General features: G+C 44.4%; 13 protein-coding genes. 4 read left to right on the top strand and 9 right to left on the bottom strand.

Features of this window, described 5'->3' with window-relative positions; translation table 11 throughout:
• The 8 genes from A3735_RS32270 to A3735_RS10870 form a co-directional block, all read right to left on the bottom strand.
• On the bottom strand, positions 1 to 831 hold an 831-nt coding region (locus A3735_RS32270), incomplete at its 3' end, for a HAMP domain-containing protein (protein ID WP_156499604.1).
• Between the two features lie 147 nt (positions 832 to 978).
• Positions 979 to 1,536, bottom strand: a complete 558-nt coding sequence (locus A3735_RS10840) for a hypothetical protein (RefSeq protein WP_068513115.1) — start codon at positions 1,534 to 1,536, stop codon at positions 979 to 981.
• Between the two features lie 157 nt (positions 1,537 to 1,693).
• Complete coding sequence (locus A3735_RS10845) at positions 1,694 to 3,724, bottom strand: M48 family metallopeptidase (RefSeq protein WP_068513117.1); 2,031 nt, start codon at positions 3,722 to 3,724, stop codon at positions 1,694 to 1,696.
• Positions 3,725 to 3,727: 3 nt separating this feature from the next.
• On the bottom strand, positions 3,728 to 4,324 hold the full coding sequence (locus A3735_RS10850; RefSeq protein WP_156494769.1) for a LemA family protein: 597 nt from the start codon (positions 4,322 to 4,324) through the stop codon (positions 3,728 to 3,730).
• Positions 4,325 to 4,436: 112 nt separating this feature from the next.
• On the bottom strand, positions 4,437 to 5,561 hold the full coding sequence (locus tag A3735_RS10855) for a phosphoserine transaminase (RefSeq protein WP_231872048.1): 1,125 nt from the start codon (positions 5,559 to 5,561) through the stop codon (positions 4,437 to 4,439).
• 194 nt (positions 5,562 to 5,755) lie between these two features.
• On the bottom strand, positions 5,756 to 6,334 hold the full coding sequence (locus A3735_RS10860; RefSeq protein ID WP_068513119.1) for a DUF1456 family protein: 579 nt from the start codon (positions 6,332 to 6,334) through the stop codon (positions 5,756 to 5,758).
• Positions 6,335 to 6,452: 118 nt separating this feature from the next.
• Positions 6,453 to 6,764, bottom strand: a complete 312-nt coding sequence (locus tag A3735_RS10865; protein ID WP_197475492.1) for a PilZ domain-containing protein — start codon at positions 6,762 to 6,764, stop codon at positions 6,453 to 6,455.
• Positions 6,765 to 6,881: 117 nt separating this feature from the next.
• The gene (locus A3735_RS10870) at positions 6,882 to 7,412 is read right to left on the bottom strand and encodes an FHA domain-containing protein (RefSeq protein WP_068513123.1); all 531 of its coding nucleotides are present in this window, start codon (positions 7,410 to 7,412) and stop codon (positions 6,882 to 6,884) included.
• Positions 7,413 to 7,699: 287 nt separating this feature from the next.
• On the opposite strand from A3735_RS10870, the gene A3735_RS10875 reads away from it, so the two are divergent.
• Positions 7,700 to 8,074: a hypothetical protein gene (locus tag A3735_RS10875; protein WP_156490281.1), complete on the top strand. Its 375-nt coding sequence runs from the start codon at positions 7,700 to 7,702 to the stop codon at positions 8,072 to 8,074.
• Positions 8,075 to 8,104: 30 nt separating this feature from the next.
• On the opposite strand, the gene A3735_RS10880 is transcribed toward A3735_RS10875, so the two are convergent.
• Complete coding sequence (locus tag A3735_RS10880) at positions 8,105 to 9,088, bottom strand: homoserine kinase (RefSeq protein WP_068513130.1); 984 nt, start codon at positions 9,086 to 9,088, stop codon at positions 8,105 to 8,107.
• A gap of 274 nt (positions 9,089 to 9,362) precedes the next feature.
• On the opposite strand from A3735_RS10880, the gene sufB reads away from it, so the two are divergent.
• The 3 genes from sufB to A3735_RS10895 all read left to right on the top strand — a co-directional run.
• A complete protein-coding gene (gene sufB / locus A3735_RS10885; RefSeq protein ID WP_068513132.1) occupies positions 9,363 to 10,811 on the top strand; it encodes a Fe-S cluster assembly protein SufB in 1,449 nt (482 codons plus the stop codon).
• 75 nt (positions 10,812 to 10,886) lie between these two features.
• Entirely contained in the window at positions 10,887 to 11,642 is a 756-nt protein-coding gene (sufC, locus tag A3735_RS10890) for a Fe-S cluster assembly ATPase SufC (protein ID WP_068513135.1), read from the top strand.
• Between the two features lie 10 nt (positions 11,643 to 11,652).
• A partial coding sequence (locus A3735_RS10895; RefSeq protein ID WP_197485853.1) for a hypothetical protein occupies positions 11,653 to 12,347 on the top strand: 695 nt, incomplete at its 3' end.

The following is a 12,347-nucleotide window of genomic DNA, read 5'->3' on the forward strand; positions in this document are numbered from 1 at the left end:
ATGATGCTGCTCTTTATTAAGCTCACTATTAATTAGCAGCCCCAACATACCTAAGACACCATTCATTGGTGTACGTATTTCATGGCTCATGCTGGCTAAAAACTCGCTTTTGGCTCTAACAGCAGACTCGGCCTCATCCCGGGCAACGATAAGCTCTTTAGTCTTCTGCTCTAATGCTGCCAATGCATACTTAGATTCTTGATCACTCGCCTCTAAAGCCTTTTCATGCATTTGCCTCATTACCAGCATATGATTGAACGCTTCAGCCAAGCGTCCTATTTCATCATTGCTATCAATCTCGACTCGCTGATCCATCTCTCCTGCCGCAACAGCCATTGTTGCTTCTGCAAGCTTTGTAATGGGCCTAGAAACTCGTCGTGCCTGCCACAAAGCCAAGACAATACTAAGCAGCCCGGTCAGTATGACAAATACCGTTACTATCTGTTTTAGCCAATACGCCGAAGCCAAAGCTTCTTTCTTATCTACCTCGCTGATCAAACTCCACTCAATATTAAATATGCGTACCGAGTGATGAATACCAATTACCTCTTCACCATTCGGCCCCACATATTCGAAAGCCTCTTCATAGTCATGCTCCAAGTCATGAGTTTGGAATTCTGAAGTTTTTTTACACCTATAAGCTTTTGATACAACGCCTTCTTCAGCACCTACTGCATGCTCCTTTCGCCACTTTTCGAATTGTTCAGTTGCGATAGTTCGCTCCAGAATCTCTGACTGATCATCGATACTGGTTCTAAGCAAGCCGTCGGCACCGACTAGATAATGTGAAGCATTAATTTTCGCCAAATCTCGTGACAGCAGGTTTATCAATTGCTCTAATCTAATTTGAATAGCAAAAGAACCGATAACTGCGCCGTCACCCGAAAAGATCGGTGCCGCAATAAAACCATCTGGGCGCCCCTTAGATGGCGCATAGCGTTCGATATCTGAAAAAAGCGTTTTCTTCTGTTTGAGTGTTTACTGCACAAGCCACGAAAACTTTGTCTGGGCATAGCGCCCGTCGAAAAGATTGGTACCAAAGTCATCTTCATGCTCAATGGTATACAGAATATTGCCTTGATTATCGATTAAGAATATATCGTAAACATAGGGATAAGCAGCGCCTATCGCAACAATACTGTCTTCCTGGCCTTTTACCCGTGCCTGCCAGTCTGAGCTGTGCACATAAGTGAATAAATCAGTATTGCTGTGCTCGTAACCCTCTCGAAGTGAAATCAGTAGGTCTTTGTGGGTCGGCACTCCTGCCTGTAAGGTGACATCGGTAAAACGATAGTTGAACCAGCTTCGAATGAAGCGCTCATTAAGGTCAGCGGCCTGAACCAACTCATCAACAGCTGCTTGTCGCAAGCTTGAATAAGCTTGATAATAGCTCATAGAGGCGATCAAGATCATTGGCACGATTGCCAGAACTAAAAACCAGAAAGTCAGCTTGAAGCTAAGAGATTTTCCGAAGCTCTTGGCTACCGGCTCAGACACCTCATTACCAATCAGAATATTAGCCTCACCTTCAGGCACGACGAACCTCACATGTTGAACAGTGAGTTTTGTTATTTTTATTCTTTGCGTACATCAAGACTCTCTAGCAGGTGAAACTTTTAGAAGGCCTTGATTATTTATAGTTCAGGTCACGCAGTATTGCGAGCCACCCAAGCTCTATAATAGGTGCTTGTGACTAACTCTCTACACCACCAAAGGGGCAATCCATCACGGCGGCAACACCTTTTATCAAGTAACTCTGCTTTGCCGTGACAACTGCATCGGATTTGGCAGCCGCGAGCAAACCTTTCAATAACCGTGGTTTTAACAATGGGTAGGCCAAGCCCAAGTCATGCACTGCTCGAGTAAACCTTGCTGATTGGCAGTCACTTATTGGTAGCAAGGTAATCCCGGCAACGCTTGCAGCCTCACAACCTTCTTTGAAGGCTTGCTGATAAGTTGCTTGCTCACGTTCCAAGCCATAATAGACAATACGGGACAGCACAACTTGGTAAAGAGAAGCAATTTTCTTAATGTCTTTATATTTTGGTTTTTCTGGACGCGACAAGCCAAAATATCGATCACAATGCTGCTTAAGGAGCTGGAAAATCAGCCACTCAAAAACATCAATTTTTCCATCAGCATGAATTAGTTCCAGAAACAAAGAACGATAATGACGATATTGCACTAAAGACATCAGCTTTAATGCGGGTATGCTTAGTTCAACAATCTCCAAGCGCTGCTCGGAGTTTAGCTCAGCTAAAGGCTTGATCATGTCAGCAACTGAATCTGCAAGATCACCACCAATCTTTTGAGGTGAACCTTTTTGGCTTGAACTAACGATCTTAAGCTGTTTTTTGACGACAGCTTCCTGTTCATCAAGCAAGACTGCACACATTAAGGCAGGCGCTTCACTGGGTTCGTGAGCTTTACCAACAAGCAAATCATAAGCTGACTTGAAAACACCATCCTGACTAAATGCCGGCTCAAACTCTATCGGTTTATGCTCTACAGGTTTTGCAGATTCAGCTTTTTGCTCGCCTATTGTTGGTTCTACTACTTGCTCACTCCCAGCAAAAGACGATACAGTTTCACCACTACCGGATAAAACACTTGCTTCCCGCTCTAGTGAAGAAGGCTTCATAAAACGGCCGCTCCACCGTGGCATAACTCTGCGAATCCGTTCTTCTAATGGCGGGTGCGTAGCAAAAAACTGGGTGAAGTAGCGCCTAGGAGATCCGATGCGAGAAAAGAACAAGTGGCTCACTTCATGAGCGCCATGATGCACAACTTGTGACTGGGCAGTGGCACCACCAATCAAACTCAAGGCCTCACCAATACCATTGGGGTTTCGGGTAAACTGCACTGCAGAGGCGTCGGCCAAAAACTCTCTCTGACGGCTTACAGCAGACTTTATGATCATGCCAAATAACTGGCCAATCGAGCCAAGTAGCCATAGGCACAAACCAAATGCAAACAGGCCCGCAACCACGCCGCCATTATTTCGGCCATGACCATAGCTACGATAGCGACGCCCTCGTTGACTCGTCATACGCATCACCATATGACCACTTTCACTAATCATTAGAATGCCATGCAAGACAACCAGTAACTTCATGTTCAGGCGCATATCGCCATTAAGAACATGGCTAAATTCGTGAGCAATAACTCCCTGCAGCTGATCTCGGTTAAAAGTATCCAAACAACCTTGTGTGACGCCAATAACGGCATCCTCAACCGACAAACCGGCGGCAAAGGCATTAATACCTGGTTCTTTTTCAAGCAAATAAACTTGTGGCACTGGGATACCCGCGGCCAAAGCAATCTCCTCGACAACATTTAGTAAGCGCTTTTCCTGAGCCTGGCTTGAGTTTGTCAGAACAGGTCGACCGCCCAAAGCTTCAGCGACAACCCTTCCTCCGTCTCGCAAAGAGAGCCATTTGAACAGCATAGCCATCGCCAAGACGCCTACGACGAGAAGCGTCGTCCAGGTAAATTTTTTCCAACCTAGTGCGGTGATCAGGTTTTCGCACCACTGAAAAATGTTCCCGCCTGCATCAGCAATCGGATTCACTCCATCCAGTGCATACTCTGGGTTACTGTATAAAACGAAAAACGCGACACAGAGGTTTGTAAGCAAAACCAATAAGACGACAGCAATGGTAAACAATGCCAACAACCATAAGGTTTGTTTCCTGGCATCATCTTGCGCTTTATAGAAGTTCATTGTCTAGAATGAAACTTTGGGAGCCGATTGAATTTGTGCCGAGTCTTCAAACTCTAGAAGCGTCGCGTCTTCTCTGTGACTAAAGCTGGTAGCAAAAAGGTTTTGAGGGAAGCTTTGACGATATTGATTATATTCAGTAACTGAATCATTAAAGGACTGACGCGCAAAGGACACACGATTCTCGGTGCTAGTCAGCTCTTCAGAAAGCTGGCTCATGTTATCACTAGCCTTCAGTTCCGGATAAGCCTCTACAGCCACATTTAGACTTCCTAAAGCACTTTGTAATAAACCTTCACTTTTAGCAAGTTCCTGCAACGCTCCCGCACTAGAAGGATTAGCGGATGCTGCTTTAAGGCCTGCCAGAGCTTGATTACGAGCCGATATAACCGCTTCCAGCGTTTCACGCTCATGTGTTAGATAAGCCTTAGCCGTCTCGACTAGATTAGGAATCAAGTCATAACGACGCTTAAGCTGAACTTCAATTTGAGAGAAAGAGTTTTGATAGCGATTTTTTAAAGCTACCAAGGTATTGAAAATACGAATGATATAAAAAATCGCAAAAATGATAATGAAGGCTGTTACTAAACTGCTGATATCCATATTTAATCCCGTCACTTGGCGCACCAGTTACAGTGCAATATTCAATTGATCGAGATATCCCTATAAGCAAAAACAGTATAGGCGCATTAAGCGCCTAGCTCCTATCTTTTACTTAAGCTTGCGAGCTATGATAGGCCCACTCAAGCCAAGGCATAAGCGCGTCAACGTCGCTGCTCTCGATCGTACCTGCACACCAGATTCGTAGGCCATCAGGAGCATCGCGATATGAGCCTATATCGTAGGCTACACCTTCCTGCTCTAGCAATGCGACCATCTTCTTCAGTGCGTCTTTTTCTAAGTCTAGCACCAAACAAACACTTGTATTGGAACGAGTACTTTTATTTTCAGCCAAAAAGTGAATCCAATCATGCGCGTCAACAAAACGCTCAACAGCAGCCAAATTCTCTTCTGAGCGCTTGATCAAAGCAGGTACCCCGCCCAAGCCATCAACCCAGGATAAAGCATCTAAATAATCGGCAACACAAAGCATTGACGGAGTATTAATAGTTGAACCTTTAAAAATACCTTCAACCAACTTCCCTGCCTTGGTCATACGGAATAATTTGGGCATTGGCCAAGGTGGCGTATAGCTTTCCAAGCGCTCGACAGCTCGAGGGCTAAGTATCAGCATGCCGTGAGCACCTTCACCGCCAAGTACTTTCTGCCAGCTAAATGTGATTACGTCCAGTTTTTCCCAGGGCATATCCATGGCAAACACTGCCGAGGTTGCATCACAAATCGTCAAACCTTCACGATCGTCAGCTATCCAGTTGGCGTCTTCAACTTTGACACCCGAAGTCGTGCCATTCCAGGTAAATACAATATCGTGAGAAGAAGAAGCTTGAGAAAAATCAGGGAGTTTACCGTAGTCCGCTTCGTAGAGAGAAACATCATCCAACTTCAGCTGTTTTGTAATGTCGGTTATCCAGCCTTTACCGAAGGATTCCCACGCAAAAACATCGACAGGACGAGCACCGAGCATCGACCACATCGCCATTTCCATTGCTCCGGTATCAGAACCCGGTACTACACCCACTCGATAACCTTCAGGCAAACCCAATAAACGCGCCGTTTCAGTACAGCATGCTTCCAATGCTGTCTTACCAATCTTGGCGCGATGAGATCGACCTAAGGTATCTAATTGGAGCTGGTTAACGTCATAACCAGGCCTTTTACTACAAGGCCCTGATGAAAAGTTTGGGTTATTTGGTTTAATGCTTGGTTTTTGAATTGGCACAGCGCTGATCTCTGACTAAATAGATTAGAAAAATTTGCGCTATCCTATCATTTTTAGGGCTGTTAGGGTAAAGGCTTGACGTAGATTGTTATTTTTTAATCATCGCTTTTACTGTATTAATGACCGCGGCCTTAAAACACTACAACCCTGTATTTTTCGTTCAAGAGGTAGCGCGATATCCACCAGTCAATAAGTCACTTACCCGCTTTTGATTTATTCCAAATAGCACTGTTCACATTTCGGTCGCTTTCGCTGTTTGAGTCTTCCTTACTATGGACGGGAGATGCAGGAACCGCAGTCTCATCAGCATCTGTGCTATCACGGTATTTTCGCTGCATGCCCTGAATAAACTTGCGCAGCATTTGATCTTGCAGCTCACGATAATGTTTGTGGCCTACTTTACGAAAGAATGCGCTCAACTCGGATTTGCTGACACGATAGCCACCTAATGCCATTAGCTCACAAATATCATCGTCTCGAAGGTTCAGCGCAATCTTCAGCTTACGCAAAATAATATTATTATTTAAACGACTTTCGGGCAAAGCTTGAGGACCATCTTTCTTGCCACGCAACTTATTAATCATACCATTGAGAAAACTGGCAAACTTTTTATCTGGACAGTTAACGAAGTCTGGATCATCGTCTTTCTTTAGCCATTGACTTATGTGCTCTCGAGTTACAGCGCATTCTGCACTGGCCCACAGCGCAATCATTTGTCGATCATTATATTCAAAGGTATAGCGCAAGCGGCGAAGGATATAGTTATTGGTCAAAACAGTCTCGCAAGTTATTGCCCCTATCTTCTCGGGGCCGTAAATTATTACAACAGGCTAACATATTTTCGTGCAGACAATCCCTTCAGCATCAAATCCAATCGCGTTAGCTTCAGCACTATATTGTTCGATTAGAAAACTTTGTTAGAAACTCACTGCTTTTAGGGTGACTACTCTTTATATGAACACCTACAATAAAGCCATCAGGTGTAATAAGTGAATGCCTTACCGTTCCTAGCGCTGTAATATCGTAACGACGACCTTTATAGAATGCATTGATATCAACTTTAACCAAAGCCCGCTCTTGAATGCTTACCGGTGAGGTCAACGCAATCCCTGCTTCACTCAGATCTTTCGTTGTACACTGGATCGTCTGCTGACTTTTTAAGGTCACAAGCACCGGCCAGCGAACCTCCCTACGCGAATGCAAGCGCCTGTTTGAATCATCCCACTGCCCTTGTATAAAAACTTTTTCATCACCCTGAACTCGCGGCTTAGATAAGGCATTTTGACTTTGAAGTGATTCTTCAGTTTGTGCCTCAACACTCTACCTTTCATGCGCTTTCACATTCTCATGAGATGATTCCTCCATAACCTGCACTTTAGGCTTATTGTTTCTTTTAGTGGCAGGTGGAGCGTTAAGCACATTGCGCCCCGCAAACTCCTTGTCATGAAGCCCTAAGGCCTCATCAACATTCATCACGACAGTTAACATTTCATCATCCGAAGACTTATGCTCCGAATCTATTAAAATAAAATCAAATTGAGCAAAATGAATAACCGTGTTGTGAGTCAATAATACCTCACTATTAATACGCTGCTTGTTTACAAAAGTACCATTAGTAGACTGAAGGTCTCTCAAAAATAAGCGACCGTCTTTGCTTATTATCTCGGCATGTTCACGAGAAATACCAGAGCGCAGAACAACCATATCAATTGACTTATTTCTGCCAATAACAAAGGGAAACTTAGTGATGGGTATTTTCTTGACCACCCCAGTTTCGTCCAAACTTCCTTTCCAGTGCCAAAGTGCCAAAGTGCCAAAGTGCCATAAAATAAACTCAGTATTAATCGACATAAAACTTCTTCAGTATAAGAGCCATGCTGAAAAACACATAACTGAGCACCAAAGTTATTGGTAATAAAAGTCCATTACCGCTACCCACCCTTTGATCGCTATCGTCAGTTTAATAATGCGCATGAATCCAGGAACTATTTAAACCCAAGAAGCTCAGCCAAATGACGCTAGTTAAGCATTCTGCTACAATCTAAAGTACTAACTACTTAAATATAGGGGACCTCACTTTGCGCCAAATCAGCTTATTAATCTGCTGCATATCACTCATTACTTTTAGCAGCCTAAGTTTGGCCAAGCCTCTCGCCAGCAAAGATAAGATCAATAAAGTCAGTGACTACTTTATGAGCCAAGTCGTTCAAGCGGAATATGACAGCGCTTATTCGCTTATGTCTGCTTATATTGGCGTCAGTCCTGAGCAGTTTGAGGAACGTGGCAAAAAGATCTCCCACGATATGAAGATGCTTGAAGCACGTCAGGGCAAGCCGCTTTCCTTTGCACTTTTGAAGCAAGAGTCGGTCGGGGAGCATTTCTATAAAATAAGCTATTTGCTGAAGTACCCTTCAGCCGCCTTAGTTTGGGAACTAAATTACTACCAGCCTCAAGAAGGTTGGAACCTGGTTGATATTAGTTTCAACACCAACATTAATGCTTTGTTTGAGTAGGATATACGGTAAAGAAATTAGCTATTTTACTTATAGCGCTTGCGCTCGAAGTAAAATAGCCTTCATTTCATCCGGGTTTTTGGCGGTATCACCCTCTACAGAATGTTGCTGATAACCTGGCAGATAGTAACTAACCAAACGGCTAATCCAGAACCTTAAGGCGCCAAGCTCAAGACACCTGGGCCAAACCTCTCGTTCCCTGTCAGTCCAGGGTCGATGCGACTGATAAGCCTGAGTTATTGCTCTCAGCAAGCCCTCATCATAATCTCCTTTCGATGCATTCCACGCCCAATCATTCGCCATCACCGCCAAGTCAAATAACAAGGTAGCCTGACAGGCATGATAGAAATCAATGACCCCTGAAACCTCATCCCGCCGAAACAAGACATTGTCACGAAATAAGTCGCCATGAACGATACCCTGAGGGCAGTCTTGGGTGGCACTTCCATATTCATTGCTATATCTGAATATTGACTGCTCTAGTAAGTCAAAGTCTTCTTCTGGCATAGCACTCTGTTGCAAAAGCGCCTTCTGCGCCAACATCCAATCGCTATCTCGCGCTAAAGGGCGACTTCTTGGAAAGTCCCTTAAAGCCAGGTGCATACTTGCCAGATATTCAGCCATCGCCTCACACTGTGTAACCTTGGGTTTGCCCACTGCCTTACCAGACAAGCATTGAACGATCATTCCAGGCTTTTGCTCAAGTTCGAAAATTGCTTCGCCTTGCTTAGTCAATACTGGCGCAGGAACTTTAAAACCTTCTCGGGCCAGGTGCGTCGTCAGCTCATTGAAAAAGGGTAAAGTGTTTTTTTCCATGCTCTCGAAAAGAGTAAGAACATACCTCACGGCGCCTTTATCCGCTTCTTCGCCCCCGCTTTTTGGGTAGGTATCTAGAAAATAATTGGTATTCTCAATACCAGCGCTAATCTCGCTAAAGCCAACAAGCTCACCTAAGTCATATGACTCGAGAAGCTTGTCTATTTGTGAACGAGTCAATTGAGTGTAAACAGCCATCCATTCCTTCCTTACCGAATATATACCTATCTTAGCCTAAGCAATGTATTTTAATTGTACTAAATCTGATTTTTTTGGAAAAAAAAGCTACAATACGCGCCCTCTGGAAGTTTATCGAAGTTGACCGTTTTTACTATTTTTTGTTCAGGTGGCATCAAAATACCTGACTAAATTACTTGGTTATTATATAATTCGCTAAATTCTATGACACCAGCTTGATAAAAAACCTGTTTTATCAAACGGATATATCTTATTTTTGGGAGAGCTTAAAAGCATGTCTGACTCCGATAAGGCCGTAAAAGACCTGATTAAACGAGAGTATGAGCATGGGTTTGTGACCGATATTGAGTCAGAAACCTTTGAACCCGGATTAAACGAGGATGTCATTCGTCGTATTTCGGCAAAAAAGAATGAGCCTGAGTGGTTACTAGAGTGGCGTTTGAAAGCTTATCAAAGCTGGCTGGATATGGAACAACCCGAATGGCAGCAGGTAAACTTCCCGGAAATCGACTTTAACGACATCGCTTATTTTTCCGCTCCCAAAAACCCGGACGATGCGCCGCAAAGTTTGGATGAAGTCGACCCTAAACTGCTCGAAACTTACGAGAAACTGGGCATACCATTACATGAGCGTGCTCGTTTGGCAGGTGTTGCAGTTGATGCTGTTTTCGACAGTGTCTCTATCGGTACTACCTTCAAAGAGAAGCTTACGGAAGCTGGCGTTATCTTCTGCCCTATTTCTGAAGCAGTTCACGAATACCCCGAGCTAGTCAAAAAGTATTTAGGAAGTGTTGTCCCCCAACGTGACAATTATTACTCGGCACTTAACTCTGCCGTATTCAGTGACGGCTCCTTTGTATATATCCCGAAAGGCGTTCGCTGCCCACTTGAACTATCCACTTATTTCCGTATCAATGAAGCAAACACCGGGCAGTTCGAACGAACATTGATCGTTGCCGATGAAGGCAGCCATGTCAGCTATCTTGAAGGCTGTACCGCACCGATGCGTGACGAGAACCAGCTTCATGCAGCCGTTGTGGAACTCGTCATTCTTGATGACGCCGAGATCAAATACTCAACGGTTCAAAACTGGTACCCAGGTGATGAAAATGGTCAGGGTGGTATCTACAACTTTGTGACCAAGCGCGCGTCTTGTATCGGTAAAAACTCCAAGGTTAGCTGGACTCAGGTTGAGACCGGCTCAGCAATTACCTGGAAGTATCCAAGCTGTATTTTGCGAGGTGATAACAGTGTTGGTGAATTCTACTCTGTGGCACTGACCAATAACTTCCAGCAAGCTGACACCGGAACAAAAATGATTCACTTGGGTAAAAACACCTCAAGCACTATCATTTCTAAAGGTATTTCAGCCGGTAAGAGTGACAGCAGCTATCGCGGTTTGGTTCGTATTGGCCCTGGCGCCGAGAACGCTCGAAACTATACTCAGTGTGACTCGCTATTGATTGGTGATAAGTGTGGCGCTCACACTTTCCCTTACATCGAAAGTAAGAATAAATCAGCAGTCGTTGAACACGAAGCCACCACATCGAAAGTTAGTGATGACCAGCTGTTCTTGTGTCAGCAACGTGGCATTGATGCGGAACATGCAGTATCAATGATCGTTAACGGATTTTGTAAAGAAGTATTTAAAGAGCTACCGATGGAATTTGCTGTCGAAGCAACAAAACTATTAGAAGTCAGCCTTGAAGGCTCCGTCGGTTAATAAGACTCTAAATCAATTAAAATACAATGGCCCCTGCCCTGGCGGGGATGACCAAAAGCATTAAAGAGAGAGACAATGCTAAAGATCGAAAATTTACATGCCAATGTTGAAGGCAAACAAATCCTGAAAGGCTTAAACCTTGAAGTGAAGGCAGGCGAAGTTCACGCGATTATGGGGCCAAACGGCTCGGGTAAAAGTACTTTATCGCAAGTGCTTGCAGGCAATGAAGCTTATGAAGTAACAGACGGCAGTATCGACTTCGAAAGCAAAGATTTGCTAGACATGTCAACTGAAGACAGAGCACGTGAAGGTGTCTTTCTAGCTTTCCAATATCCGGTTGAGATTCCTGGCGTTAGCAACCTGCAATTTATGAAAACTGCGATCAATAATATTCGCCAGCACCGCGGTCTGGACGAAATGAACGCGGCTGAATTCATGAAGCAAGCCAAAGCAAAGATTCAGCAAGTTAACCTAGACCCATCTTTCTTGAAGCGTGGTGTCAATGAAGGTTTCTCTGGCGGTGAAAAGAAGCGTAATGAAATCATGCAAATGCTAATGCTTGAACCATCACTCGCGATTCTTGACGAAACCGACTCCGGACTAGACATCGACGCACTTAAAGTGGTTGCTGACGGCGTTAATGCTCTGCGCTCACCAGAGCGTGCAGTAGTCATGGTCACTCACTACCAGCGTTTACTTGATTATATCGTTCCTGACTACGTTCACGTTCTTGCTAACGGCCAGATTATTAAGTCTGGTGGTAAGGAACTCGCGCTTGAGCTTGAAGAAAAGGGCTACGGCTGGTTAGGCATCGAAGAAGACAAAGCTTAGGGACACGGTAATGACCTTATTAAGTGATATTGATTTCGGTCTAAATAAGTCTTCTGACTTACCCGAGTCACTGAAAAAATATAGCGAAGAAAGTATGGCAGCCCTGTCACAAACGGCTGTGCCTACCCGAAAAACCGAAGCCTGGAAATACTCAGCGAAGCACTTGAAGCTTCCTGAAAGCTTTTCACCAGCAACGGCCATCGCTACCCCCTACCAAGTGAGCTACGAGCTTGATTGCAACACGATACTGATCGCCAATAATAATGCGCCAAGCTATGACGCTGATGCCTTGTCACAAGCGGGTATCACCATCAAAAGTTTGTCTTCTCTTGATGAGAAAGAGTGCGAGCTTGTCGCCAATAGCATAAGTAATTCTGCAGAGCATTTGCTGTTTGCAAAACTGAATGCGGGTTTGATGCAAGATGGCTTGTTCATCAACGTTGCGAAGAATACTCAACTGGGCAAACCACTCAAGTTGGTTTTTCATAGCAATGCTAGCGGCCTGAGCCAGCCACGCGTTTTCATTAACGTTGAAGCAAATGCCGAAGCAACCTTTATTGAAGAACTCGTCATTGACGCCGAAGAAGGTGCTCAAGGGCTTGTTAACAGTGTATGTGACCTGCGTATTGCTGATAATGCTCATGTGAAGTACTTGCGTATGAACCTTGAATCTACGCCAGCCAAGCAAATCGGTTTTACCGGTGT

It is taken from the genome of Oleiphilus sp. HI0061, assembly GCF_001635675.1.